The 26,338-nt window shown below is 43.2% G+C and carries 19 protein-coding genes, 2 rRNA genes and 3 pseudogenes; 11 read left to right on the forward strand and 13 right to left on the reverse strand.

Translation table 11 applies throughout. The features are described 5' to 3' along the window. Positions 1–23 precede the first annotated feature (23 nt). From ssuD to AC4CU0_RS14780, 4 genes are all read left to right on the forward strand, one after another. A complete protein-coding gene (gene ssuD, locus AC4CU0_RS14765) occupies positions 24–1,199 on the forward strand; it encodes an FMNH2-dependent alkanesulfonate monooxygenase (protein WP_490743414.1) in 1,176 nt (391 codons plus the stop codon). Then, positions 1,199–2,014: an aliphatic sulfonate ABC transporter permease SsuC gene (ssuC, locus tag AC4CU0_RS14770; RefSeq protein ID WP_078190647.1), complete on the forward strand. Its 816-nt coding sequence runs from the start codon at positions 1,199–1,201 to the stop codon at positions 2,012–2,014. The genes ssuD and ssuC overlap by 1 nt, the downstream gene beginning before the upstream one ends. 10 nt (positions 2,015–2,024) lie before the next feature. Then, complete coding sequence (locus tag AC4CU0_RS14775) at positions 2,025–2,831, forward strand: ABC transporter ATP-binding protein (protein ID WP_490743415.1); 807 nt, start codon at positions 2,025–2,027, stop codon at positions 2,829–2,831. 347 nt (positions 2,832–3,178) lie between these two features. Further along, positions 3,179–3,799, forward strand: coding sequence for a TetR/AcrR family transcriptional regulator (locus AC4CU0_RS14780; RefSeq protein ID WP_078190649.1), 621 nt, complete (start codon positions 3,179–3,181; stop codon positions 3,797–3,799). Positions 3,800–3,868: 69 nt separating this feature from the next. Here AC4CU0_RS14780 and AC4CU0_RS14785 read toward each other — a convergent pair whose 3' ends face one another. From AC4CU0_RS14785 to AC4CU0_RS14800, 4 genes and pseudogenes are all read right to left on the reverse strand, one after another. Next, positions 3,869–4,435, reverse strand: a complete 567-nt coding sequence (locus tag AC4CU0_RS14785) for a 5'-methylthioadenosine/S-adenosylhomocysteine nucleosidase family protein (protein ID WP_111886021.1) — start codon at positions 4,433–4,435, stop codon at positions 3,869–3,871. A gap of 117 nt (positions 4,436–4,552) precedes the next feature. Beyond that, positions 4,553–5,170 carry a hypothetical protein gene (locus tag AC4CU0_RS14790; RefSeq protein WP_306670149.1) on the reverse strand — a complete coding sequence of 206 codons (618 nt, stop codon included), beginning with the start codon at positions 5,168–5,170 and terminating at the stop codon, positions 4,553–4,555. Next, complete coding sequence (locus AC4CU0_RS14795; protein WP_490743416.1) at positions 5,122–5,628, reverse strand: Rieske 2Fe-2S domain-containing protein; 507 nt, start codon at positions 5,626–5,628, stop codon at positions 5,122–5,124. Before AC4CU0_RS14795 ends, AC4CU0_RS14790 begins: the two co-directional genes overlap by 49 nt. 259 nt (positions 5,629–5,887) lie before the next feature. Then, positions 5,888–7,028: pseudogene (locus tag AC4CU0_RS14800) on the reverse strand (TDT family transporter). A gap of 208 nt (positions 7,029–7,236) precedes the next feature. Here AC4CU0_RS14800 and ribF point away from each other — a divergent pair. The 5 genes and pseudogenes from ribF to AC4CU0_RS14825 all read left to right on the forward strand — a co-directional run bounded on the left by ribF (position 7,237) and on the right by AC4CU0_RS14825 (position 12,843). Next, positions 7,237–8,238 carry a riboflavin biosynthesis protein RibF gene (gene ribF / locus AC4CU0_RS14805; RefSeq protein ID WP_180009565.1) on the forward strand — a complete coding sequence of 334 codons (1,002 nt, stop codon included), beginning with the start codon at positions 7,237–7,239 and terminating at the stop codon, positions 8,236–8,238. A 63-nt stretch (positions 8,239–8,301) separates the two neighbouring features. Beyond that, entirely contained in the window at positions 8,302–11,148 is a 2,847-nt protein-coding gene (gene ileS / locus AC4CU0_RS14810) for an isoleucine--tRNA ligase (RefSeq protein WP_180022897.1), read from the forward strand. Further along, complete coding sequence (lspA, locus tag AC4CU0_RS14815; RefSeq protein WP_078190655.1) at positions 11,141–11,680, forward strand: signal peptidase II; 540 nt, start codon at positions 11,141–11,143, stop codon at positions 11,678–11,680. Before ileS ends, lspA begins: the two co-directional genes overlap by 8 nt. After that, positions 11,673–12,155 carry an FKBP-type peptidyl-prolyl cis-trans isomerase gene (locus AC4CU0_RS14820; protein ID WP_078190656.1) on the forward strand — a complete coding sequence of 161 codons (483 nt, stop codon included), beginning with the start codon at positions 11,673–11,675 and terminating at the stop codon, positions 12,153–12,155. Before lspA ends, AC4CU0_RS14820 begins: the two co-directional genes overlap by 8 nt. A 145-nt stretch (positions 12,156–12,300) precedes the next feature. Beyond that, a pseudogene (locus AC4CU0_RS14825) lies at positions 12,301–12,843 on the forward strand (NADPH-dependent FMN reductase). A 324-nt stretch (positions 12,844–13,167) separates the two neighbouring features. Here the strand turns inward: AC4CU0_RS14825 and AC4CU0_RS14830 are convergent. Further along, positions 13,168–14,457, reverse strand: coding sequence for a glutamate carboxypeptidase (locus AC4CU0_RS14830; protein ID WP_490743417.1), 1,290 nt, complete (start codon positions 14,455–14,457; stop codon positions 13,168–13,170). A 490-nt stretch (positions 14,458–14,947) separates the two neighbouring features. Next, positions 14,948–15,343 (reverse strand): tautomerase family protein, encoded by a 396-nt coding sequence (locus tag AC4CU0_RS14835; protein WP_472585132.1) that lies wholly within the window; start codon positions 15,341–15,343, stop codon positions 14,948–14,950. Between the two features lie 471 nt (positions 15,344–15,814). Here AC4CU0_RS14835 and AC4CU0_RS14840 point away from each other — a divergent pair, with 471 nt between their 5' ends. Then, positions 15,815–16,855: a TauD/TfdA family dioxygenase gene (locus tag AC4CU0_RS14840; RefSeq protein WP_472585133.1), complete on the forward strand. Its 1,041-nt coding sequence runs from the start codon at positions 15,815–15,817 to the stop codon at positions 16,853–16,855. A 92-nt stretch (positions 16,856–16,947) separates the two neighbouring features. Here AC4CU0_RS14840 and AC4CU0_RS14845 read toward each other — a convergent pair whose 3' ends face one another. Next, complete coding sequence (locus AC4CU0_RS14845; RefSeq protein WP_490743418.1) at positions 16,948–18,123, reverse strand: PQQ-dependent sugar dehydrogenase; 1,176 nt, start codon at positions 18,121–18,123, stop codon at positions 16,948–16,950. 443 nt (positions 18,124–18,566) lie between these two features. Between AC4CU0_RS14845 and AC4CU0_RS14850 the strand changes: the two genes are divergently transcribed. Then, a complete protein-coding gene (locus AC4CU0_RS14850; protein ID WP_490743419.1) occupies positions 18,567–19,148 on the forward strand; it encodes a type 1 glutamine amidotransferase domain-containing protein in 582 nt (193 codons plus the stop codon). 68 nt (positions 19,149–19,216) lie between these two features. Here the strand turns inward: AC4CU0_RS14850 and AC4CU0_RS14855 are convergent, their stop codons facing one another. The 6 genes and pseudogenes from AC4CU0_RS14855 to AC4CU0_RS14880 form a co-directional block, all read right to left on the reverse strand. Continuing rightward, on the reverse strand, positions 19,217–19,528 hold the full coding sequence (locus AC4CU0_RS14855; RefSeq protein ID WP_490743420.1) for an ankyrin repeat domain-containing protein: 312 nt from the start codon (positions 19,526–19,528) through the stop codon (positions 19,217–19,219). A gap of 15 nt (positions 19,529–19,543) precedes the next feature. Next, the gene (locus AC4CU0_RS14860) at positions 19,544–20,380 is read right to left on the reverse strand and encodes a hypothetical protein (RefSeq protein ID WP_490743421.1); all 837 of its coding nucleotides are present in this window, start codon (positions 20,378–20,380) and stop codon (positions 19,544–19,546) included. An 82-nt stretch (positions 20,381–20,462) separates the two neighbouring features. After that, positions 20,463–21,812, reverse strand: coding sequence for an MFS transporter (locus tag AC4CU0_RS14865; RefSeq protein ID WP_427987900.1), 1,350 nt, complete (start codon positions 21,810–21,812; stop codon positions 20,463–20,465). A gap of 407 nt (positions 21,813–22,219) precedes the next feature. After that, positions 22,220–22,771, reverse strand: a pseudogene (locus AC4CU0_RS14870) (DUF4256 domain-containing protein). 218 nt (positions 22,772–22,989) lie between these two features. After that, positions 22,990–23,104 (reverse strand): 5S ribosomal RNA (gene rrf, locus AC4CU0_RS14875). A 190-nt stretch (positions 23,105–23,294) separates the two neighbouring features. After that, positions 23,295–26,188, reverse strand: a 23S ribosomal RNA gene (locus AC4CU0_RS14880). Between the last annotated feature and the right edge of the window lie 150 nt (positions 26,189–26,338).

Consider the following 26,338-nt stretch of genomic DNA (forward strand, 5'->3'; position numbering starts at 1 on the left):
ATCAAAAATACAAGGAACTGAACATGAAAATTTTCTGGTTTATCCCTACCCACGGTGACAGTCGCTACTTAGGAACAAGTAAAGGTGCACGCCAAGTCGATCATGCCTACATGAAGCAAATTGCAGTAGCGGTGGATAATCTTGGCTATGAAGGCGTTCTGATTCCGACAGGTCGTTCATGTGAAGATCCATGGCTTACAGCTGCAAGCTTGATTGATGCCACTAAAAATCTAAAATTTCTAGTCGCGCTACGTCCGGGGGTGACAACGCCTGCACTGACTGCACGTATGGCTGCAACTTTTGACCGTTTATCTGGCGGTCGTATCTTACTAAACTTAGTCACAGGCGGTGATGAGCAAGAACTCAAGGGTGATGGTGTCTATGAAGATCATGCGACGCGTTACCAAACTGCCGCAGAATACACCACGATTTGGCGTGAAATTTTAACCCGTTCACATACTGGTGAAAGCTATACCTTCCATGGTGAACGTCTGAGTGTGGACGACGCAAAATTACTTTATCCACCGGTACAAAAACCGTATCCACCACTATGGTTTGGCGGTTCTTCAGAGGCAGCTGTTGAACTGGCAACGGATCAAGTTGACACCTATTTGACTTGGGGTGAGCCACCTGCTGCGGTAAAAGAAAAAATTGCAGTGGTGCGTGAAAAAGCCAAAGCCAAAGGACGTGAACTGAATTATGGCATTCGTTTACATGTCATAGTGCGCGAAACCAATGAAGAGGCATGGAAAGCAGCAGAAGAGCTGATCCAATATGTCGACGATGCCACCATTGCAGCCGCGCAAGCCAAGTTCAAAACCATGGACTCTGTTGGTCAACGCCGTATGGCTGAACTGCACAACGGCGACCGTAGCAAATTAGAAGTATCGCCAAACTTATGGGCGGGTGTTGGCCTGGTTCGTGGTGGTGCAGGTACGGCACTCGTTGGTGATCCTGAAACCGTCGCCGCACGTATCCAAGAATATGCCGATCTAGGAATTAGCACCTTTATTTTCTCTGGTTACCCACACCTTGAAGAGTCGATCCGTTTCGCAGAATTGGTGTTCCCACTACTGCCATTGGAAACGCGTCAGAAATTGGTTCAACCTAACTTAACAGGCCCATTTGGTGAGATTGTCGCGAACAACTACACCCCAGATGAAAATAAAAAAGCTGGACAGATTCAGGAGCCGGCCTAATGTCCAAAACTGTTTCTGTTGAAACCTTCAAAGCACCGAAGGTTTCACGTGGAACACAACTCGGGCAGCGTTTGCTGCCTTGGTTGTTTCCTATTGCATTAATTATCGTGTGGCAAATTGCCTCTGTTACAGGGCTGTTAGAAAGTCGTATTTTGCCTGCGCCAAGTGCGGTGGTGGTGGCCTTTTGGAACTTACTGATCAGTGGTGAACTGTGGAAGCATGTCCAAATCAGTGCGGGTCGTGCTTTGGTTGGGCTTTTAGTCGGTGGTGGATTAGGTCTTTTTTTAGGGCTACTAAATGGTTCATCCAAAACAGCATCGACGCTACTCGATACCACGCTGCAAATGATCCGTAACATTCCTGCTCTTGCCCTGATTCCCTTGGTGATTTTATGGTTTGGGATCGATGAATCGGCCAAGCTTTTTTTAGTCGCTATTGGCGTATTCTTTCCCATTTATATCAATACCTATCATGGTATTCGCTCTGTAGACCCTCAACTGATTGAAATGGGCAAAAGCTACGGTTTGAGTGGCTGGCAACTGTATAAAGAAATCATTCTACCGGGGGCGATGCCGTCTATTTTAGTTGGTCTGCGTTTTTCACTCGGGCTCGTTTGGGTTTTGTTGATTGTGGCAGAAACCATTTCTGCACAAGCCGGCATCGGTTATATGACCATGAACGCACGCGAATTTCTACAAACCGATATCGTCTTGGTCGGGATTTTATTGTATGCCCTACTCGGTAAATTAGCCGATGTACTGGCTGTTGCCTTAGAAAAATATTTACTCCGTTGGCACTCGGGTTACCAAAAATAAGGAGCATGTGATGACCGATTTAAGCATAAGCCGTCATGCAGACGACTCAACCCAACCTCAGTGTTCTTCAGTCGAGGATATCAACCCCCATGCGGTGTTGGGCGCAGAGATCCTGATTGAACAACTACACAAATTTTATGGCGATGTTAAAGTCCTTGAGGACCTTGACCTGCATATTCAACCCGGTGAATTCTTGGCGATTGTCGGTCGTAGTGGCTGTGGTAAAAGTACCCTGCTTCGCCTCATCGCCGACTTAGAAAAGCCCAGTTATGGCGAAATTAAATTTAAGTCTGCACGTCATATACGTGAAGGCATCACCAGTGATGATATTCGTGTGATGTTCCAAGACCCTCGCCTTCTGCCTTGGCGTAGCATTGAGAAAAATGTGCAACTCGGTTTAAGCAAAGACCAACATGCCAATGCCACAGCACTCCTCGAAAAAGTCGGTTTAAAAGACAAAGCGGGGCTTTGGCCGACACAGCTGTCAGGGGGACAACGTCAACGGACTGCATTGGCACGGGCCTTATCACATAAGCCACGCATTTTGCTGTTGGATGAGCCACTGGGTGCGCTCGATGCCTTAACACGTTTAGATATGCAGAATTTGATTGAAAAACTTTGGACTGAACAAGGTTTTACCGCGATTTTGGTCACGCATGATGTAAGTGAAGCCGTACAGTTAGCAGACCGTATAATCTTGCTCGATAAAGGCCATATCGCCAAAGAGTTTAGTGTCGATTTGGCCCGCCCACGAAAAAAAGGCATTGAATTTACTGAACTTGAACAACAAGTCTTACAAGCAGTCTTGGCCACTTAAGCTGTACTTGTGCAGGAAATCATCACTTAAACCGTGTGACTTCCTGTCCTATTCAAGAACAATATCGCAACAAAACCATGTTTAGCATTGAGGGGAAATTTATCGCCTGTTGACAAATACATCACAAAAATTACGATAAATCATATAAATCCATGACTAAAAATAATGATTTATTTAAATTTCACCCTAAAATGATTATTTGAAATATTATGGCATTCGTCGTATTTATTTGACCGTTGAACAGAATAAACTGCCAAAATTCATAAAATTAAAAACGATGATTGTGCACAAATCTGTTGATTTGCCGTACAATTCAATATTCCCTTTTCATTTTCTTAAAAGAGCTAATGGAACAAAAAAAGAGTACCCAGAAACGCCACCAGTTGCTTAATGCAGCACTGGATGTCTTTTCCCTGTATGGCTTCAATGGCGCCAGCTTGGATGAGATCGCACAGATTGCAGAAATGCATAAATCGAATATTTTCTATTACTATGAAAATAAAGAAGCGCTTTATGTTGAAGTTCTGACAACGGTTCTACAAAAGTGGCTTGCTCCGCTACAAATGTTGGAAGCAGACCTTGAGCCTGAAGAAGCGATCACCAATTATCTATTGCAGAAAATTGAAGTATCTCGTACCCAACCGAAAGCCTCACGTTTGTTCGCACTTGAAGTCATTCAGGGCGCACCACACATTCTTGAAATTTTAAAAGGCCCACTAAAAAAATTAGTGAAACGCAAAGCCAAAGTCATTAGTAACTGGCAAGAGCAAGGCAAAATTTCAAAAGATATTGATCCAGAACTTTTAATTCTGAACATTTGGGCAATCACGCAAAACTATGCTGACTTTGCAACCCAAATGGAAATGGTCACTGGAAAAACCTTACGTAATCGCAGTATGCAACAACGGATTATTCAACATACCGTCCATATGATGCTTTACGGTGTAATTCCACGCCCAGAAAAGTAAATTGAATTGGGTCGAATTGGCATACGACCATAGCATTCTATGGTCGCCGACCGAAATTAGCTAAATGCCTTATTTGACTGTTTGATATAATTTCAATAATTTCTTTGCGCCGAATAATAAATTTTCTTCCCAATCCAGATGCGCTGTGTCATTCGCACCATCGGTAATATATTTTACCGATACAAAGCGAACACCCAGTTTTTTACATACTTTAGCGATTGCGTAGCCTTCCATATCGACAAGATTACACGGTACTTTCGGCAGCCCAGTTTCAAAGCTGTCGCCTGTACCACAAATTCCTTTAGGCAAATGGCTAAACATGCTCTCTGGCTGAATTTCAGCAGGATGATCGGTATCCATCGGCGTCACCCCCACATCAAAACCCAAAGGCGATACATCCATATCCCGTTGTACAAATTGAGCTACTTCAACCAAAGCATGTGCATCAAAATGTGAACTTCCCGCAGTGCCCAAATTCAGCAAAGTATGACATCCGGTTTTTTGAATCACATCAAAGGCTTTAAATGCGGCATTGACTTTACCAATACCACTGTAATGTACTTCAATGCCTGCGGCTTCAAACAAGCCTTTAGATTCACTCGGCAGTGCCATAATTAAAGCGATTTGCTGACGCATAGCGGTCTCCTCAAATTGATGCCTTCATATAGCATACATTTGCACGTGCGCAGAAAAAATCATCTTCAAAAATCACATTGCTCAGAAAATAAATTCCTCACGCAGATTTGAATGCTATCAAATTTGAAATTGCATCGGCCGCTTGCCAATAAAAGATGGTGCCAATTGTTGGTCATGACGTAAGGCATCTAAAATCTTCTCTAAGGCAATATGTGCCATATCCCCTCGTACACTATGCGAATGGGTCATTGGCATATGCTCGATCCCAGCTCTTCGCGCTGACAAAATTTTAATGTCTTGTTTGTTGACCACCCAAGTATAGGCATTCACAGCCGGCATCAATGCCTTAGACAACAATTTTGGAATCGGAAATTTATAACTAACACAGGTATAAACCCGTGACTCATACGGCCCCACAGGGCTAATCAGACTATTAAACACCATACCCGACGGCTCTCCCCAATGGTATTCCACCAAGGTAATATTCGGTGCGATAAAACTGTCGCGGTGAACCTGTTCAGCACCATGCGGATTGGTCAGCCATGGCATCATGCCGACATCTGCATCATGGTCATGATAGTCAACGACTACTTTGCGCGGCCCGACATCTATGGTGGCATCCACGGCTTTTCCCGACTCTGAACGAAACCAGCCTTCATGGACAAATATGGTATGGGTTACATCCATTATATTCTGTGCAACAGCGCCCATCTCGCCATCATAACTGCCGACCATGTAATAGCTGACCCAGCCGGCTTGATCATAAAACGGTAATTTAAATATTTCCGGGCGTTCCTGTTTGGGCTTTTCACCGAGATAAATCCATACCACCCCATCTTGCTCACATACATCAAAACTACGCTGTTTAAAAGGATGCGTTTTTCTGGAAAAAATTGTCCATTGACACTAGGAATATGCGCCACATGCCCATCGCCCTGATACGACCAACCATGATATGGACATGTCACGCAGCCATCGGTCATTTTACCCTTAGACAAAGGCACACCACGATGCACACATTGATCGAGCAATGCAGCGGCTGTTCCATCTTTTTGTCGGAACAGAACAAATTTTTTACCATACAGGGTGGCTGAAAAAGGTTGATCTTTTTTGAGTTCTTTAGAGGTACAAGCGACGTACCACTCTTCTAATAATCCTTTGGCATCATCCCAAAAACGGGTTTGATTACACATAATTCGATCCTTATTTTTATCTTTTTTGTTTTAATCCATATGCCTTGCTCTAGTTCCTACACTTCAAGCAAGTTTATATCTCGAAGCCAGTTGATCTCTCGAAAATACGCGCAAATTTTATACATGAATGTTTTGCTTGGATAGCAAAATAACGTAACTGCATCACACGCTTGCAGAAGCTCTATATTTGTTTGCTGAAATCCATCAAAACCAACGCGCAATAGTTTTCTTCAACGGATTTACATTCACCCGACATCATTTAAGATGCGCGCTGAGCATTACAATACGCTTTTAAACACGGAGAAAAAAATAAGCTGCCGCGATAAAACCCTTGTATGGTTTTCAGCATCACCAATGTCCAAAGCGTACAGAGCAATACTGCAAAAAAAGTACCGAACTGTTGAATAGCGTGTAATTGCGTCTGTTCCGCCAAATTGATGACCGCCAAACTAAAAACGCCGAATGGAAATGTCATCGTCCACCACCCGAGATTAAAGGGTAAATCTCGTAAATGTTTTAGCGTGATGAGTATAGCGATTCCAAACCACCATACACCAAATCCGAGCAGAACAAGGGCTGCGAACACGCCGCCTTGAAGCAACACCTGTCCTAAATCTGCCAAGTCTACTGCTGTCAAAATACGTGGGGCTTGCTCGCCCAAAAGTAACAGCGCTAAAGCCCCTGTCCCAATCGGTCCTAAGGCCAACCAACTGCTGATCGCCATTTCCTTACTTGGCAATTGATGTAAAGCCAGACGCAGCAACAAGATGCTTAAGATGGCAAATGCAGGAAATACTGAGATCCCCCAAAGCAGATAACTCCCCAGCAAAATATGGACAGAATGGGCCTGTGCAGGTAAATGCGCCAACAATAAACCGCCTGAACTGGCAACCACCTCGCAAGCCACTATCGGCAATAACCATACTGCGGTCATGCCTTGCAGCGCATGTTGCTGACGACTAAACATCAGAAATGGAACACACCATGCAATCGCTATTGACATCAACACATCGACATACCATAAATATTCAGCCCATGTGATGATGCTCATGCCCAAAAACTCTGTGTATAGCGTGGTGCCAAATTTCAATGCGCCATTGATCAGGGTTGCCAGTGCCATGGGGATCGCCCCAAGAAATAAACTCATCACTGGATGCTGGAAAATCTGCTTGTGGGTACAATATCCATCGGCTGAGATACATCCCACTAAACAATATGAACAACACGATGCTGATCTGCCACAGCGCTGCTCCGAAGGACCACATCCACTGCGGCGCCACCGCTATAGATGGTAAAATGAGGGCCACCACACCTGTGCCCATCACCACCGTAAACCAGTTTGGGGTGAAATGACGAATCAAGTCTTGTTTATGCTGGAGTTGATAAAATGGCATTTTCATCGCATGATGCTCATCAAAATGGAATGTCTATAGTTTAAGCACACCATTAAATAAGAAAAATTGATTAATATTTATTTTTATAATTTATTTTATTGATAGTAAATTCATCTCTGCATAAAAAAACTTGAGTAAAAACACAACAACAAGACGAACGCAGAAGATTATGGCAATATATAGCCCTCAAACATTTTCAACAATTGATTCGCCCATGAAGCTGCTCCGTCTGAATGCTTTAGCGCCCCACTTAGAACTCCCCAAAACTGCCGTGACCATTGGCAATTTTGATGGCGTACATTTGGGTCATCAAGCGATGGTCAGCCAGCTCAAAGACATAGCACAGCAACAAAACTTAAAAACAGCTGTGATGATTTTTGAGCCACAACCGCTTGAATTCTTTAAAGCTTATGATGCACCGCCTCGAATCAGTTCACTACGTGAAAAAGTCGAATATTTAACTGGACTGGGCGTCGACTATATTGTGGTGGCGAAATTTGACAATGCCTTTCGTAATCTCAGCGCCGAAGAATTTGCCGATATTTTAAAAAATAAACTCAATACACAAAGTTTAGTTTTGGGCGAAGATCATCACTTTGGCAAAAACCGTCAAGGCAATAGCGAATTTTTACGCCAATACGGCTTCCAAGTCACAGCCCTGCAGAATGTCGAAGTCGATGGCGAACGTGTCAGTTCGACACTGGTTCGTCAGACTTTACAAGCAGGTGACCTTGCCCATGCCGCAAAACTTTTAGGTCGTCCTTATAGCATCACCGGTCGTGTGCAATATGGCGATCAAATCGGTCGCACGATTAATTTTCCCACCATTAATGTGCGTTTAAACCGTCATAAACCTTGTTTAAATGGCATTTATGCAGTCGATGTCATTTGTGAAACCGAATCTTTAACAGATAAAGTAAAAAGCGAAAATGCTGACAAATTAGGGGTTGCAGGTTATGCACCCTCTGCCCTGTTTGGTGCAGGGCATGTTGGTACGCGTCCCGCAATTAAACAGGAACATCCTGAATGGCGATTAGAAGTACATTTTCCTGATGTTTCTGCTAATCTGTATGGCCTGTTAATGCGGGTGACGTTCTTGAACTTTTTACATGGCGAAAAGGACTACCCTTCGCTTGAAGCACTGAAAGCCGGAATTGATGACGACGTCGAAAAGCTCCTTGAGTTTCGAGGTCAGCACCCTCATTTCCCCTTTTAAACCCCGATTATTTATTGTAAAACGCGTCAGTCAACGGGCTGATAAATTTGGAAGACAACTTGCATGAGCGATAAGCAAACTCCTGAAAATGCAGTGGATTATAAAGCCACGCTAAACCTCCCAGGTACTGAATTTGCGATGAAAGCAAATCTCGCAGTACGTGAAGCGAAATGGTTAGAAGAGTGGTATGCCGACAACATTTATCAGCAGATTCGTGCATCGCGTATTGGCAAGAAAAAATATGTGCTTCATGACGGCCCTCCATACGCAAATGGCCAAATTCACTTAGGCCATGCGGTGAATAAAGTCCTCAAAGACATCATCATCAAAAGCCGTGTAATGGACGGTTTTGACGCACCGTATGTACCAGGCTGGGACTGTCACGGTCTTCCAATCGAACTGAAAGTTGAAGAAAAAGTCGGTAAAGTCGGCGTAAAAGTAGATGCCTCAACTTTCCGTAAAGCCTGCCGTGAATATGCTTACACCCAAGTCGAATTACAGAAAAAAGACTTCGTGCGTATGGGCGTATTTGGTGATTGGGACAATCCTTACCTCACCATGAACTTCAAACAAGAAGCCGACATCGTTCGTTCGCTCGGTGAAATTGCCAAAGCAGGCCATATTGAGCCGGGTCTTAAACCAGTCAACTGGTGTTTGGACTGTGGTTCTGCCTTAGCTGAAGCTGAAGTGGAATACGAAGACAAAAAATCAGATGCGATTGACGTTGGTTTTAGCGTTGTTGATTTGGCTGATTTATCTGCACGCCTAGGTGTTACAGTTAGCGATTCTACAGATATCGTAATCTGGACAACTACGCCTTGGACCATGCCTGCCAACCAAGCGGTTGCTCTACACGCTGAACTTGAATACCAATTGGTGAAAGCAACCGGCGAAGACAAAGCAGCGCAAAACTTCATCCTTGCAAAATCATTAGTTGAATCTGCAACTCAGCGTTATGGTTTTAACGCAGTAGAAGTGATTGCTGAATTTGCTGGTGCAAAACTTGAAAATCTAGTACTACAACATCCGTTAATTGCTGAACGCCAAGTGCCAGTGATTTTGGGTGAGCATGTCACAGACGGCAGTGGTACAGGTGCTGTGCATACCGCGCCAGGCCATGGTGTGGACGACTATAAAGTTGGCTTACAGTACAACCTGAAAGTCGACAATCCAGTTGGCGGCAACGGTGTATATTTACCGACTGCGCCAATTTTTGCAGGCGAACACATCTACAAAGCCAATCCAAAAATCATTGCTGCTTTAACCGAAGCAGGCAAACTTTGGGCACATGTGGTGATCAAACATAGCTACCCACATTGCTGGCGCCATAAAACACCGATTATCTTCCGTGCAACACCGCAATGGTTCATCAGCATGGATGCAAAAGGTTTACGCCAAGGTGCATTGAACGCGATTGAAAATGACATCAGCTTCGTACCGGATTGGGGTAAAAACCGTATCCAATCGATGATTGAAGGTCGTCCAGACTGGTGTATCTCACGTCAACGTACATGGGGCGTGCCAATTCCATTCTTCGTGCATAAAGATACCAACGAACTTCACCCGCGTACCCCTGAGCTGATCGAAGAAGTGGCGAAGCTGATTGAACAGGAAGGTATTGACGGTTGGTATAACCGTGATGCATCTGAGTTTATCGGTGCAGATGCAGAGCAGTATAATGCGGTTCGTGACACTCTAGATGTTTGGTTTGACTCTGGAACAACACACTTTGCAGTGCTTCGTGAACGTGAAGAATTGCAAGACCCTGCTGACTTATACCTTGAAGGTTCTGACCAACATCGCGGCTGGTTCCAATCTTCATTGTTGACGTCTATGGCGATTAATAACCGCGCCCCGTACAAAGGCTTATTGACTCACGGCTTCGTTGTGGATGAAAAAGGCCGCAAAATGTCGAAGTCGATCGGTAACGTGATCACTCCACAAGACATCATCAAAGACATGGGTGCAGATGGTCTACGTTTCTGGATCGCCTCTGCAGACTACCGTTATGAAATGACTGCGGGTAAAGAAATCTTTAGCCGTGCATCAGATGGTTACCGCCGTATCCGTAACACGTTGCGTTTCTTGTTGGCTAACTTGAATGGCTTCAAACCATCGACTGATGCGTTGCCTGTTGATCAATTGATCGCGCTTGATCAATACATCTTGCAACGTGCTGCGGAAGTACAGAAAACCATTCAGCAAGCCTATGAAGATATGAACTTCCATATCGTGACCAGCGCATTGACCAACTTCTGTATTAATGACTTGGGTGGTTTCTACCTCGACATCATCAAAGACCGTCAGTACACCACTAAGGCAGACTCAGCTGCGCGTCATTCTGCGCAAACTGCGTTGTATCACTTGGTTCAAGCCTTTGTCCGTTGGATGTCTCCAATCTTGAGCTTTACCGCACAAGAAGCTTGGCCACTGATTCCAGAGCAATCTGAGAAATATGTATTTACTGCGGAGTGGTATGACATTCCTGTAGCCTCTACAGCGAATCTAGTGACTGAAGCTGAATGGCAAACCTTAATCACTGTCAAATCTGCAGTGAACAAGTTTATTGAAGCTGCACGTACTGCAAAAACTGTGGGTTCAAACTTGTCTGCCAAAGTTGAACTTTGGGCCAATGCTGAGCTGAAAGCTGTTTTAGACAAATTCGGTGAAGAACTGCGTTTTGTCCTCATCACTTCTCAAGTGATTGTCAATGCGTTTGATGCAGCGCAAGGTGAAGCCTCTGACCTTGACGGTTTAAATGTCAAAGTCTCTGCTGCTGATGGTGAAAAATGTGCACGCTGCTGGCATGTACTACCAGATGTGAATACACATCACGAACATCCAGGTCTTTGTTCTCGTTGTATTATTAACCTTCCTACAGGTCAAGGCGAAGAGAGAAAATATGCCTAATCCACAAGAAAAAAAGGGCTTCTTTCAATTCTACCCACACAATTTAGTGTGGGTGGGCTTATCCATTGTTGCCATTATTTTGGATCAATGGACCAAATGGATTGCAAGTACACATCTGAACTACGCAGATCCTGTACCTGTCATGCCCTTTTTAAATTGGACATTACTACATAACTATGGCGCTGCCTTTAGTTTCTTGTCCGATGCCGGTGGATGGCAACGTTATTTCTTTACTTCACTCGCAGGACTTGTGTCTGTCATTTTTGTATTTTGGCTCATGCGTATGCCAAAAAACGTGAAAGTCCTTCCAATTGCCATTGCCCTGATTTTAGGCGGCGCAATAGGTAACTTAATTGACCGCGTATCTTTAGGCTATGTGGTGGATTTCATTCACGTGTATTACAACAACAGCCACTTTCCTGCATTTAATATTGCAGACAGTGCCATTACTTTAGGCACGATTCTGCTTCTTATCGATACGTTTTTCTTAGAAAAACACCGAATTCAACGTGCGGAAGCGCAAAATGACTGATTTTATCAATCCTAACGAGGAAACTCGTATTGAAGAAGGTTCTAAAGTAGACCTTCACTTTTCTGTTGCTATTGAAAATGGCGTAGAAATTGACAATACCCGTAGCCGTGCTGAACCTGTCAGCCTTGTCATGGGTGATGGCAGCTTATTACCGGGTTTTGAGAAAGCTTTATTCGGTTTACGTGCAGGTGACCGCCGTACTGTGAGCCTTCCTCCTGAAGATGCTTTTGGTCCATGGAACCCGGAAAACGTACAAAAATTTGATACTGTCAAATTTGAGCAACGTCCTGTTGAAGGCCATATGATTGAGTTTGAAGATAAAGCCAAACAAAGTCTGTATGGGGTGATCAAAACTGTAGGTGAAGACATTACCGAAGTGGATTTCAACCACCCTCTAGCCGGTAAAAATATCACCTTTGAAGTTGAAATTTTCAAAGTGACCCCTGCCGGTCAACAAGGCGTGAAACTGATCTAAGTTTCAGCAAATGAAAGCTCCTTCGGGAGCTTTTTTTTATCACTATTTTTATAACTATCAATCGACTCGATACATTTTCTGTATATGCAACGGACCGTTTTCATATTAATTTAATGCAAGACTTTAAAACAAGACGGAAAATACCATGAAACTTCATATTATTGTCGGCAGTGTCCGCGAAGGTCGCACGGCAATTAAAATTGCCAACTGGCTACTTTCAGAAATCGAAAGCTATGACTACAGTACCGTAGAAACTGAAATTATCGACTTAAAAGAATGGGATTTGCCTTTTTTTGCTGGCGCAAACCCTCCTTTGACCGGTATTTATGATCAGCCTAAACAACAAGAATGGGCAGATAAAATCGCGCAAGGCGACGCATTTATTTTCATTAGCCCTGAATACAACCACGGCTACAGCCCTGCACTCAAAAATGCGTTGGATTACCTCGGTAAAGAATGGGGCGGAAAACCTGCGGCATAAGTTAGCTATGGTGGCACCAATGGTTCACGTTCGATTGATCAAATTCGCCAAGTGGCAACCCAATTGGGCTTAATCGACAGTAATGCTGTGGTTGAAATTCGTGACATTTTCACGCGTAATCAAGCAGATAAATTCGAACCGAATGAATTTGATAACAAAGCGGTTAAAGCGATTTTCAAAAAATTACTGCAATATGTGAGTGCTTAATTATTGCCGTTCGCGTGATAAATGCCGCCTTTTGTAGGTTCAGGCTTACATTATTTTCGGCAGATGGCAGCTATACGCCATGCATCATCCACGATAAAGTTAAAACATACAGAGACAGGACGTCACTGAACATAAAACAACAATGATAAGACTAAGCAGGAAGCTTACGGTAGGACAGGAGTTATACCGCTAGAATGAATCTGAAAAAGCCTCGACAGGATGTCGGGGCTTTTTTCATTTCAAATGCTGCACAAGATTAGCTCTAACATGAGCCACAGCCAACTCAGGGCAATGGCTCAATGGATCTCGCCCAATCGGATCTGCTTACTTTTTAGAACTTTCGATAATTAAACGCGTCACCAAGTACAAACGTGGAACGATGGAATCGATCAAAATATATTCGGCTTTATCTGAATGTAATCCATCTCCCGACATACCGATTCCTTCAATGATCGCGGCTTTTGAACTAACCCCAGCAAAAGCGGCATCGGTACCACCACCCCAAGCGGTCGTTTCAACTTTCATCGGCAGCTTTAATTCATTTGTATAAATCTGCTGCGCTGTCGCGGCTAATTTTTTGGCTTGTGGGCTGGCTTCTAAAGGTGGACGACGGACTTCAAATTTAACCTCGACCTGACTTTCCGCCAATTTTTTGGTTTTGACTTTTTGCTTCAAGGTTTTTTCCAACTCGGCAAAATCTTGGGGTTTTAAGGAACGAGCATCTGCCTGCGCTGTCGCATGGTCAGGAATCACATTTCGGGTTTTTCCAGCCGTCGCAACAGTCCAATTCAGCTTTAAACCCGTTTTCGGATTGGATAGATTTTCCAATTGTTGAATCTGAAAAGCCAGTTCTGTCAAGGCATTGACCCCTGCTTCAGGTTTTACCCCCGCATGCGAACCCCGCCCTTTAATATCTAAATAAGCCGCACCAATCCCACTGGTGGCTAACATCAAACTTCCCTCTAAACCACCGGTTTCAAAGGAGAGGACAACATCCTGATTTTGAGCGGTATCCATAATCAATTGGCGCGAGCCGGGTGAACTGATTTCTTCATCTGAATTAATTAACACTGTAATGGTGCCGTAATCTTGGTACTTCAGCTGTTTCAGCATATCCAAGACATGAATCACTGCAGCAACACCTTGCTTGTCATCCAAAATACCCAAGCCATAGGCTTTATTACCGTCTATACGAAACGGTTGACCTTGTAATTGGCCCTTTTGATATACCGTGTCATTATGTGCCAACAACATAATGTTCGTTTTACCTTTGCCTTTTAGTATCGCTTTTACAATCGGCCCTGTCTGATCTGGCGCACCATCGAGTTTCATGATGTCTTTGGGCTGAATCACGTTCACCTCAGCCCCTGTGGCTTTTAATTGCTCTGCGACCACCTTGGCAATTTGATTCAAACCCTCAATATCTTTACTTCCAGATTCAATATTGACCAAGGTTTTCAAGGTTTCTAAATAACTTTGCTTTTGACTTTCCGCAATTTTCTTAATCTCTTGTGGAGATGCTGCCCAACTTGCTGAAGCACTAAGCGCAATGGCGCAGCCTAACGCGAGCTGAAGTTTTGATGTCGTCCTTTGTTGTGTAAGTGTTCTTAGCATCGATCCTATTCCCTGTATATTTTTCATTATGAATTTTTAATGTCTGATAAATTAGTTCACCATTCAACCAATTAATCGCAAAAATATGTAACACCGCTGATGAAGATTTTAATCACATCAAAACTAGCTTCCTACTGTTTTAAAAGCGGTTTAGATCGATTTGGATACATAGATCTAGCGGTCTAGAGCCTATCTGCTATGCAATACATTGACGCGACGGACAGAATGATAATTTAGGTGTTGTACGTTTTGGCTTACATCAGATGCGGATAAAAGACACTATTCACATTATTGGATTACTTTTATATTAAGGTCATACAGCGACAGGATGTCACTGAACATAAAACAACAATGATAAGACAATGAGCAGGAAGCTTAACGGTAGGACAGGAGTTATACCGCTAGAATGAATCCGAAAAAGCCCCGACAGGATGTCGGGGCTTTTTTCGTTTAGGCTCCGTGAAAGCAACATTCCATGTATTTGCACAGACTAAACATCCACCTGAAAACCTAAATCGACATCACAAGCGGCTTGACCACCTCGTATCCCCCAGTTTTCTTGAGGGCTTTCGCGTAAGGTAATGATGATATGGTCGGCTGGAATGCCAAATTCCACCAAATTTTGCACCAGCATTTGATATAACTTACGCTTGGTTGCTAAGGTTCGTCCCGCAAAGCAATCGATGGTGATATGTGTAAAACGCTCAGGCTGCGTCAAATGATCAAACACCTGAAACCGATGTAGCGCATGCACTTGCAAACGTATATTGCGGTCATATCGAGGCAGCTGAAAACTCTGTTGTAAGGCATCAAAGACAGCATTTATCAGCTGTTGTTCTTGTTCTATGCTGTATTGCATCCGTATATCGATTTGTGTTGCAGGCATGCGCGAAACTCATTGTTTTTATTTAAATCACTACACTAGCAGGATTTAGCGACGTTCTGCTGTAGGCATTTACCTACAGCGCTTGCAGTATTTACGCCTATAGCCTCAACAGCAACGCGCCTATAGTAAGAACATACAGAGACAGGATGTCTTGCAATAAAAATAAATAATGCACATGCAGCAGGAACGCTGATCGGTATGACAGGAGTCATATCTTTAGAATGAATCTAAAAAGCCCTCGATAGGATGTCGAGGGCTTTTTTCATGTCGTCATTCATTCAGAGATCGCACTCTATTCGTCGAAAAATCGCAATTTATCAACAATACTTACATCGCAACAGTAAAACTGTACTTATAATCGGCAGAGAATTTAGACAGAATAACGGCTGCGAGTTCAGCAGCTCGAACTGTCAGCGCTTAGGGATTAGGCGACAACAATAAAAATTGAATTAAAAAATTAGAGAATGACCTATGCAATTGCAACAGCAACAACTGAATAGTTTTACCCGCATTTTTCATGCCGCTCCAGAACACAATAGCCCGCAAGATCTTGCACAATATATTGGCGCGCATCGACAAGAGCTTTTACAACAAATCCATGAAAATGGCATCTTACTGTTTCGTGGTTTTAACATCGAGCAACCCGAACAATTTAACCAACTGATTGAACAATATTTTCAGTTTACGCCATGGAATGCATTTAACCCCAACATGCCCAGCTGGGTTGCATCTTGGATGCGAAAATACAGCGAGAAATTGCTCGGCGCAGGCGACTACCGTCGTTATATCGATCGCAACACAGTGCAATTGGGTCCAGTCGAAAACTCGGTACAAGGCCCGCATGTTGAAGGCGGAGTACGCTCAGAACGCTCGCGTTATATCGCCTTATTTTGTCAGGAACCTTCGACGTATTTGGCAGAAACAGGATTTAATAACTTAGAGCAGATTTGGGAGAATTTTCCGAAACATCTACAGGAAAAATATCTTGGTGCATGGAACCATTTTTCTTATGTCTCGGCGTGCGAGGTGGGGCTATTTGACCGATTATTGCTGAAAAAGAGCCCGTTTAGTCTAGAGATTCGACAAGATAAAAAAGCCAAACTGACCTTGCAGCGTTCGCCACTGGTGATTCATCACCCCGATACGAAAAAGCATGTGATTCAGCCGTGGGCTTTTGCTAATAATACCAATCCATTTGCCCATCAGGCGGCCAAAAATTGCTTTGAAAATCGCGGGGAGATTGAAATCGATTCGACGGCGGACGGCATGCAACTGACTTGGGAAATTTACACACCAGAAGGTCAACAAATTGAATGGAGCGATGCTGAAAAGCAGCAATTTTTTGATGCGATGTATAAAGATGCACTGCTTTTGCAGTGGCAAAAAGGTGATGTTTCGATCGTCGATAATATTAAAATTGCGCATTGGCGGATGAATGGAGAGCAAGGAAATCGTAAACTGATTCAAATTCAAGCCAATGCCTTTAATGCCGATGAGCACTATGCGGCTTAGCTGACGTATTTAAAATTCGTGTAGGCCTGTATGTGAGAAGCCCCGTAGGGGCTTTTTTTTATTTTTTGAATTTTTTGTTTATTTTTTAGTCACTATTTCGGCTCAATTTTGAATAACCATGCCTTTTCTCCATCTTCAATGCCCCAAAGACTGCCGTCTTTGGCTTCAATTAGTCCTCGAATACGCTGTGGCATGGCAATTCGTTGTATTTCTTGGACAGGTTTAAGCTCTGTATCAACAATCACAATCGCTTCTGAAGATAAGCCACCAATCAGCGCCTTATTTTTCCACAACGGGAACTTTTGCCCTTGGTAAAACATCAAACTCGACGGTGAAATCACCGGTGTCCAACTGATGGCAGGCGCTTCAAATTCAGGCCGAGTATGATGATCAGGAATCGGTTGATCATCATAATGATCGCCATTCGACACATGCGGATAGCCATAGTTTTTCCCACGCTGCACAAGATTTAACTCATCGCCGCCTTTCGGGCCCATTTCGGCCACCCAAAGCTGCTGTTTTGCATCAAATGCCATGCCTAAAGGGTTACGGTGCCCGAAGCTCCACACTTGCTTTGCAACTTCGCCTTGGGTCTGAAATGGATTATCCGCAGCAGGTGTTCCATCACTATTTAAGCGCAGTACTTTACCCAAATTTGACTGCAGATCTTGTGCAGGATCAAACTTCTGACGTTCGCCCGAACTCACCCATAATTTTCCATCTGTACCAAACTGCATTCGGTGTGAATAATGGCCTTGACCTTCTGCTTTTGGAATTTGCCTCCAAATGATTTTCCGCTGTTTTAAACTTGGTGCAGCTTCATTGAGGTTTAATGTGGCTTTTTCGATGACAGCGCCATAACCGCCCTGTCCTGCTTCTGCATAGCTCAAGTATATCTGATGATTTTTTTCAAACTGTGGATCGAGTGCAATATCACCTAAGCCGCCTTGTCCACCATAGGCAACTTTGGGAAGGTTTTTCACCTGTATTTTCTGCTGGTTTTGCGGGTTAAAGATGATCAGTTGACCTTTTCTTTCTGTCAGCAATAAACGTCCGTCTGAGAGCGGCTGGATGGCCCAAGGCTCATTAAATTGAGCGATTTTTTGTATTTTAAAGCGTTGTTCTTGCTGGATTTGTGCCGAATTTTGAGCTTGGTTTGATGTTTGATTCTGCGCTGTAGATGCGGTGTTTTCCGCATGGCATGCGGCTGTCATCAAGATACCGACGATGAGGCTAGGCGTTCGAAAATATTGTAAGCATTGTTTCATTTACTGTTCCCTTCCCTTTTATAATCATTTGATTCTAATCAATTAATCAGATGATTTTTCTTTGGAAAGGTAACAGAATAATTTTGTACGTTTTGGCTTACATGACATGCAGAAAATTGCTGCTATTCAATTTATTCAAACAGGCCTAATCTACAGTTATCAGGAAACAGGAAGTTTCCGAAACATAAAACAATAACAATAAGTTTCTGCATCAGGACGTGAGATATGACATGGAGTTGTATCTAAAATACGAAATACGAAGAAAACCCCAACAGGATGTTGGGGTTTTCTTTTTCTAGCTGATTTTTAAAAGTTCGCTCTAATCTAGAACTTTCGCATAACATCTCTGTCAAAACTTCTTACAGTTTCCTGCGAAATTATTACATACCCAAATCCGTCAGCTTGTTAGCGTGGTAGACAATCCTCATTGCAAGGAGTCAATCATGACTTTAAAAGCTTTAGTGATAACGTCAAATGTCGGTGTTGAACATGACGAGCTGATCCAACCATTAAATTATTTAAATGAAAAGGGAATTGAAGCCATTCATGCCGCTATTAAACATGCGGTTGTCCAAACAGTAAAAGCCGACAAAAAGGTCGAAGCTGAAGTTCAACCCAATGCCCAATTGAGCAGCGTAAATGCTGAAGACTATGATGTCTTAGTAATTCCGGCCGGAACTGTCAATGCAGATCATCTACGGATCAATGAAGATGCACTGCGACTTATTCAAAACTTTGCTGACCATCAAAAACCTATTGCTGCAATTTGTCATGGTCCTTGGGCGCTCATTAATGCTGAACGAATTCGTGATAAAACTCTGACGTCTTATAAAAGTATTCGTTTGGATTTGGAAAATGCGGGTGCACATTGGGTCGATGAGCAGGTGCACCGCTGTAATACGGGTGGTTGGGTGCTCATTACTTCTCGTTGTCCAGATGACTTGCCTGCGTTTAATCAAGCGATTCAGCAGGAGCTTGAGCAACAGCAACAGCAACAGCAACAGCAACAGCAACAGCAACAATAATTCTAAAATGAAAATACCCGCATATTGCATGCGGGTATTTTATGAATCTACTTTATAAGATGTATGGCTTACAAATTTTTTAAGTATGCCACTACATCATCATTGCCTGCCATTTCTGCAAGCTCTAATGCTGTGTATTGGGTCTTATGCTGTACATTTGCACCTTTCTCTACCAACAGCTTCACTACGTCTAAATAGCCGTTTTCTGCGGCTGCATGCAGTGCGCTGTAGCCTTCGTCATCGGCAGAGTTTACGTCTGTGCCATTTGCCAAAGACTTTTCGACTTCTGCGCGTTCACCTAAAGATGCCCAGTACACCAGTTCAGGCAGATGCAGTTCTTCATCGTCTTCTGGAATTGGGGAGAATGAGTTGAGTTTCATATAGCAAACCTTAAATTATTTTTTAAATAATGGGTTATATCTTGCCATAAGTTCTTCCTCTGAACGTCCTAGGATTGTTGATAATTTTTTGAAATCAGGTAAAGGACATTCTGAAAGTAACTCAATACTTGTACTCCTTCCATAATTCAAAATTGAGCCAAAATTTTTTAAGCATTTCATATCAACTGCTTTTTTGGATATTAATGGCAGTTCATTATTAAGTGATTCAAGTTCAATTATTAAGTCATCAGTGTATCTAATTACAATTTCAGTTAAATCAATTAAGGCCGCAAACTTACTTTGATCCACTGATTTATCTATTAACTCTCTAGAAACATCAAAATAAGTTAAATTTTGAGGAATTTTGTTAATTATTTGCGCTTTAACTTCATCATTAAGCTCATTTCTTTTAGCCCATATTGAAACTAAATTTATATAGTTTTCAAAAATTGTTCTTAAATAGGGTATATGAGAAAATTTTGAAGGGCTGACATTTTCAATAAAAGCTAACTCTTGATATTCTAAATTATAGTTTTTTTTATTTAAAAGTATCGTTGGTATATTAAAAATTCGGTAATAAGGATCTTCATTCACTCTTTTAATGTAATTTTCTTTAATGGCCAGTAAATCTTGCTGTACTTCATTTGAAAGTAAAATCCATTTATTAATTATATTTAGCTTTTCCTTTTCAATACCAAGTTTCTCTTGTCTTAAATAAACCTTATACCCAACTATTGCACCAATCAATGAAGAAAAGAGTGCCATTGCTATAGGGAAAATATAATCTTTAAAAACATTGGATTCTTGTTTAAGTTGCAAAATTGCTTCAGCTATTAATTGTTCTTCACTCATTTCTTTAATTTATTTTTAAAATTAAATTTTATAGCATAAAAAAGCCCCCTTTCGGAGGCTTTTCCTTTTAAAGAATCACAACTTAAGCTTTGGCTGTAGATGCTTCTTTAACATCAATTTTATCACTGTCATTTTCATGCATAATCAGCGCAACCGCGATTGCAGTAATCAGTACAGGTAAACCCACCGCCATAAAGTTGAAATGTGCAGGTAAGTTCATACCGAGCAAACCACCAATCAGAATCGGCCCTACAATCGCGCCCATACGACCGATCGCAGAAGACCAACCAATACCCGTCGAACGTACAGCAAGTGGGTAATACTGCGCCACATAGCTGTATAGCAGCATTTGCGAACCAATAGACGCAGCACCTGCCAAGAACACCAAGATGTATAGCAAGAACTGATTCGATTGGAAGCCCATCAAGCTCATCACAATCGCCCCCATCATACCCAAAACCATCAGCACAGGTTTTAAATGGAAACGGTCAGCCAAAATACCACCGCCAACAATACCCACAACTGCGCCAACGTTCATGACCATCATGAACATCAAGCTGTTATCCATAGAATAACCGGCTGCCATCATCAGTTTTGGTAACCAGCTGCTTAGCGCATACATGGTCAATAGGCACGTAAAGAACGCCACCCAAAACAGCAATGTATTTACGGCACGACCACGGCGGAACAAACTCACCACGTTAGCAGCTTCAGGTACATTTTCTTGCGGTAAAGTGAACACTGTATTTTCAGTCACTTTCACTTCAGGCGCTAAGCGCTTCACGATACTGCGAGCTTTTTCCTGTTTGTTTTCTTTCACCATAAATGCCAAAGATTCAGGTAAGAATTTCCAAATGACAGGTAAAAGGAAAAGTGGAATACCTGCGATAAAGAACATGATTTGCCAACCAAAATCAGGGGTGAACCATGAACCTAAAAGTGCCGCCATCACACCACCGACTGCATAACCACTAAACATCGTCGTTACTAGTGTACTACGCATCTTCTGCGGCGCGTATTCCGACGTTAAAGCCACAAGGTTAGGCATTACACCGCCAATCCCTAAACCAGCCAAGAAACGCAAAATACCAAATTCTGTTGGATTTGACGCAAAACCACCGGCAAAGGTCAAACCACTAAATAAAACAATACAGATCATGATGACTTTTTTACGGCCAATCTTATCTGCTAAAGAACCAAAGAACATGGCACCAAACATCATGCCTGCGAGCGCAGTACTGGCAAGCATCCCCGCTTGCATTGCAGTTAAGCCCCAGTCTTGCATCAATAATGGTAAAACCACGCCATTAATCGCTAAATCGTAGCCATCAAATAAAATAATCAATAAGCACCAAGCCACTACATTGAAGTGGAACGGGGTAAATTTAGCCTTATCGACTACAGAATTTATGTCTATTTTTTCCGTTGTCATCGTTCTCATCTCCCATGAGTACTTGTCCATAACATTCATTGAATTTTTAAGTAAAATTCAACAGCCACGGAATATACGGAACAGTAATTTCTAGGGATATTAGACGTATGTTTAATAAATCGAATTGCTTATAAGTGCATGTTAATTGTGTTATTTTTCATGTTTTAGTTTAATTATCAAACATTATCAATATATGATTATTTAACTGATTTTTTTAAATCATAATATCCTAGTTTTTAGGTCTAATTCTTCTATTCTTTCATTCAACTTCAGAACGACACACCATCATTTATTTCTATCTTTAGTTGAGAAAAAATTTAAATGTCTAAAAAACAAACGAAAATATATCTTTAGAAAAGTTTGTTTGAATACTCTAGATTGTTTTAAATACCTTGATAGCGCTGAGATTAAGCAATCACCAGCTTACAGCGAAATCCACGAGACGCATAATATGACTGTGCGCCATTATGGTAGCTAAATACATGATCATAACGTCAGTCACAAAACAGTGCCCCACCCTTTTGCCGAATATCTGCTGGCGTCACGATCCAGCTCGAAGTATTTAAATCGAAATGAAAAACTTGCTGTATCGCTCGATAGTCCTCTTCTGTAAGCAGCTCAGCACCGATGTCTCGAACCATGTCTATTACGTTATTTTTGGGAGGATGATCCTTCCGATTCTCCAAGGCATCACGGTCATAACATATGCGTCGTTTAGGCTTTGGCGACTCTAAGCTGCAATCATAAAATATCAGGTCATGAGATTGCCGATTCAGCCTCACAATATCTGGCTCACCCCCTGTTTTTTCCATTTCGATTACAGTTTTTAGTTTTGAGGGCTGTGCAATCAATTGTTTTTTAACATCATCCCAAAGCAATTCTGGATGACGCTGCATATTTGCCTCAAAGCGTTGCTGCAATATCTCTAAAATAGAGACTTCATTGAGATCTTGGAGCATTTGCACATCCTATTGTTTTTATACATTGGAGACTGAACTTCACTATAAAGAATATAGACTCACCTTGATGTAAATTTTTAGCGCTGTTTAGCCGTATTATTTTTAAATATCTATCATTTCCCAGTTTGTCTTTCTGCTTTTCTTATTATTTTTTTCTTCCCTTTTCATCACGCATAAAAAACACCCCCTGCACTAGTCAGGGGGTGTTTCGAATAATGAGCTGGCGATGACTTACTCTCACATGGGTAACCCCACACTACCATCAGCGCTAAGAGGTTTCACTTCTGAGTTCGGGAAGGGATCAGGTGGTTCACTCTTGCTATTGTCGCCAGCACAACTGTTATGGATACTTGCTTAGTCTAATCTCAGAGCAGTGCTCTTCGTGCTAAGTTTTCTACCAAATGAGTTATTAACAGATCATATCTGAGTTGCAGTATTTTGTTCTTAAGCGTTAACTAAATCAAGTTATTTTGCTTAATATCGAATCAATTGAGCTTTTATACAACAACTGTTTGGGTGTTGTATAGTCAAGCCTCACGAGCAATTAGTATTGGTCAGCTTCATGCGTCACCGCACTTCCACATCCAACCTATCAACGTCGTAGTCTTCAACGGCTCTTTAGTGGACATAAAGTCCAAGGGAAATCTTATCTTGAGGTAGGCTTCCCGCTTAGATGCTTTCAGCGGTTATCCCTTCCGAACATAGCTACCCGGCGATGCGACTGGCGTCACAACCGGTACACCAGAGGTTCGTCCACTCTGGTCCTCTCGTACTAGGAGCAGATCCTCTCAAATTTCCAGCGCCCACGGTAGATAGGGACCGAACTGTCTCACGACGTTCTAAACCCAGCTCGCGTACCTCTTTAAATGGCGAACAGCCATACCCTTGGGACCTGCTTCAGCCCCAGGATGAGATGAGCCGACATCGAGGTGCCAAACACCGCCGTCGATATGAACTCTTGGGCGGTATCAGCCTGTTATCCCCAGAGTACCTTTTATCCGTTGAGCGATGGCCCTTCCATACAGAACCACCGGATCACTAAGACCTACTTTCGTACCTGCTCGACTTGTGGGTCTCGCAGTTAAGCGCGCTTTTGCCTTTATACTCTACGCGTGATTTCCGACCACGCTGAGCGCACCTTCGTACTCCTCCGTTACTCTTTAGGAGGAGACCGCCCCAGTCAAACTACCCACCAGACATGGTCCTCGCTCCAGATCATGGAGCAGAGTTAGAACCTCAATATTACCAGGGTGGTATTTCAAGATTGGCTCCACCGAAACTAGCGTCTCGGTTTCAAAGCCTCCCACCTATCCTACACAAGTAAGATCAAAGTTCAATGTCAAGCTGCAGTAAAGGTTCACGGGGTCTTTCCGTCTAGCCGCGGGTACACCGCATCTTCACGGCGATTTCGATTTCACTGAGCCTCTGCTGGAGACAGCGCCCCCATCATTATGCCATTCGTGCAGGTCGGAACTTACCCGACAAGGAATTTCGCTACCTTAGGACCGTTATAGTTACGGCCGCCGTTTACTGGGGCTTCGATCAAGAGCTTCGCTTACGCTAACCCCATCAATTAACCTTCCAGCACCGGGCAGGCATCACACCCTATACGTCCACTTTCGTGTTTGCAGAGTGCTATGTTTTTAATAAACAGTTGCAGGGGCCTGGTTTCTGTGGCTGCTCTCAGCTCAGGAAGCAAGTTCCATCACCAAAAGCAGCGTACCTTCTCCCGAAGTTACGGTACCATTTTGCCTAGTTCCTTCAGCAGAGTTCTCTCAAGCGCTTTGGTCTACTCGACCTGACCACCTGTGTCGGTTTCGGGTACGATTCCAGTGTAACTGAAGCTTAGAGACTTTTCCTGGAAGTATGGTATCAGCCACTTCACTGTACAAGTACAGCTTGCTGTCAGATCTCAGCATAGAGTACCCCGGATTTGCCTAAGATACATGCCTACTTCCTTTCACCTGGACAACCAACGCCAGGCTGACTTAACCTTCTCCGTCCTCTCATCGCATTACACTGAAGTATTGGAATATTAACCAATTTCCCATCGACTACGCCTCTCGGCCTCGCCTTAGGGGTCGACTCACCCAGCCCCGATTAACGTTGGACTGGAACCCTTGGTCTTTCAGCGAACGGGTTTTTCACCCGTTTTGTCGTTACTCACGTCAGCATTCGCACTTCTGATACCTCCAGCAGACTTCTCAATCCACCTTCATCGGCTTACAGAACGCTCCCCTACCACTTACACTAATGTGTAAATCCGCAGCTTCGGCATATAGTTTTAGCCCCGTTACATCTTCCGCGCAGGCCGACTCGACTAGTGAGCTATTACGCTTTCTTTAAAGGGTGGCTGCTTCTAAGCCAACCTCCTAGCTGTCTATGCCTTCCCACATCGTTTCCCACTTAACTATAATTTTGGGGCCTTAGCTGGCGGTCTGGATTGTTTTCCTCTTGACTACGGACGTTAGCACCCGCAGTCTGTCTCCCGGATAGTACTCATTGGTATTCGGAGTTTGCATCGGTTTGGTAAGTCGGGATGACCCCCTAGCCGAAACAGTGCTCTACCCCCAATGGTATTCGTCCGAGGCGCTACCTAAATAGCTTTCGGGGAGAACCAGCTATCACCGAGTTTGATTAGCCTTTCACCCCTATCCACAAGTCATCCCCTGGCTTTTCAACGACAGTGGGTTCGGTCCTCCAGTTAGTGTTACCCAACCTTCAACCTGCTCATGGATAGATCACCCGGTTTCGGGTCTACACCCAGCAACTAAACGCCCTATTAAGACTCGATTTCTCTACGGCTCCCCTAATCGGTTAACCTTGCTACTGAATGTAAGTCGCTGACCCATTATACAAAAGGTACGCAGTCACCAAACAAGTTGGCTCCCACTGCTTGTATGCATGCGGTTTCAGGATCTATTTCACTCCCCTCACAGGGGTTCTTTTCGCCTTTCCCTCACGGTACTGGTTCACTATCGGTCAGTCAGGAGTATTTAGCCTTGGAGGATGGTCCCCCCATATTCAGACAAGGTTTCACGTGCCTCGCCCTACTCGACATCATTATCTAAGCCCTTTCGCGTACAGGACTATCACCTACTATGGTCGCACTTCCCAGAGCGTTCCACTAAAGCTTAGATAACTTAATGGGCTTTTCCCCGTTCGCTCGCCGCTACTGAGGGAATCTCAATTGATTTCTTTTCCTAAGGGTACTGAGATGTTTCACTTCCCCTCGTTCGCCTCATAAACCTATGTATTCAGTTTATGATACCCGCCTTATAGCGGGTGGGTTTCCCCATTCAGAAATCTCCGGATCACAGGATATTTGCCGCCTCCCCGGAGCTTATCGCAGGCTATTACGTCTTTCATCGCCTCTGACTGCCAAGGCATCCACCACATGCACTTAATTACTTGACTATACAACCCCAAACAGTCGCTAATACATACAAGTTGTATTTCGCGTCGCAAACTTAATTGCCACAGTTAGAGTCTCGTGAACTTAATCACTGTACAGCTTCAATTAGATTCATATACCAAAACGCTTGATTCAGTTAATTTCGCTAGTAA

The organism is Acinetobacter sp. LipI_15, assembly GCF_058242865.1.

Excerpts from the sequence above, each read along its gene's own strand:
- ssuD (WP_490743414.1), top strand. The coding sequence starts at position 24 with ATGAAAATTTTCTGGTTTATCCCTACCCACGGTGACAGTCGCTACTTA.
- ssuC (WP_078190647.1), top strand. The coding sequence starts at position 1,199 with ATGTCCAAAACTGTTTCTGTTGAAACCTTCAAAGCACCGAAGGTTTCA.
- AC4CU0_RS14775 (WP_490743415.1), top strand. The coding sequence starts at position 2,025 with ATGACCGATTTAAGCATAAGCCGTCATGCAGACGACTCAACCCAACCT.
- AC4CU0_RS14780 (WP_078190649.1), top strand. The coding sequence starts at position 3,179 with ATGGAACAAAAAAAGAGTACCCAGAAACGCCACCAGTTGCTTAATGCA.
- AC4CU0_RS14785 (WP_111886021.1), bottom strand. The coding sequence starts at position 4,435 with ATGCGTCAGCAAATCGCTTTAATTATGGCACTGCCGAGTGAATCTAAA.
- AC4CU0_RS14790 (WP_306670149.1), bottom strand. The coding sequence starts at position 5,170 with ATGGTCGGCAGTTATGATGGCGAGATGGGCGCTGTTGCACAGAATATA.
- AC4CU0_RS14795 (WP_490743416.1), bottom strand. The coding sequence starts at position 5,628 with ATGTGTAATCAAACCCGTTTTTGGGATGATGCCAAAGGATTATTAGAA.
- ribF (WP_180009565.1), top strand. The coding sequence starts at position 7,237 with ATGAAGCTGCTCCGTCTGAATGCTTTAGCGCCCCACTTAGAACTCCCC.
- ileS (WP_180022897.1), top strand. The coding sequence starts at position 8,302 with ATGAGCGATAAGCAAACTCCTGAAAATGCAGTGGATTATAAAGCCACG.
- lspA (WP_078190655.1), top strand. The coding sequence starts at position 11,141 with ATGCCTAATCCACAAGAAAAAAAGGGCTTCTTTCAATTCTACCCACAC.
- AC4CU0_RS14820 (WP_078190656.1), top strand. The coding sequence starts at position 11,673 with ATGACTGATTTTATCAATCCTAACGAGGAAACTCGTATTGAAGAAGGT.
- AC4CU0_RS14830 (WP_490743417.1), bottom strand. The coding sequence starts at position 14,457 with ATGCTAAGAACACTTACACAACAAAGGACGACATCAAAACTTCAGCTC.
- AC4CU0_RS14835 (WP_472585132.1), bottom strand. The coding sequence starts at position 15,343 with ATGCCTGCAACACAAATCGATATACGGATGCAATACAGCATAGAACAA.
- AC4CU0_RS14840 (WP_472585133.1), top strand. The coding sequence starts at position 15,815 with ATGCAATTGCAACAGCAACAACTGAATAGTTTTACCCGCATTTTTCAT.
- AC4CU0_RS14845 (WP_490743418.1), bottom strand. The coding sequence starts at position 18,123 with ATGAAACAATGCTTACAATATTTTCGAACGCCTAGCCTCATCGTCGGT.
- AC4CU0_RS14850 (WP_490743419.1), top strand. The coding sequence starts at position 18,567 with ATGACTTTAAAAGCTTTAGTGATAACGTCAAATGTCGGTGTTGAACAT.
- AC4CU0_RS14855 (WP_490743420.1), bottom strand. The coding sequence starts at position 19,528 with ATGAAACTCAACTCATTCTCCCCAATTCCAGAAGACGATGAAGAACTG.
- AC4CU0_RS14860 (WP_490743421.1), bottom strand. The coding sequence starts at position 20,380 with ATGAGTGAAGAACAATTAATAGCTGAAGCAATTTTGCAACTTAAACAA.
- AC4CU0_RS14865 (WP_427987900.1), bottom strand. The coding sequence starts at position 21,812 with ATGACAACGGAAAAAATAGACATAAATTCTGTAGTCGATAAGGCTAAA.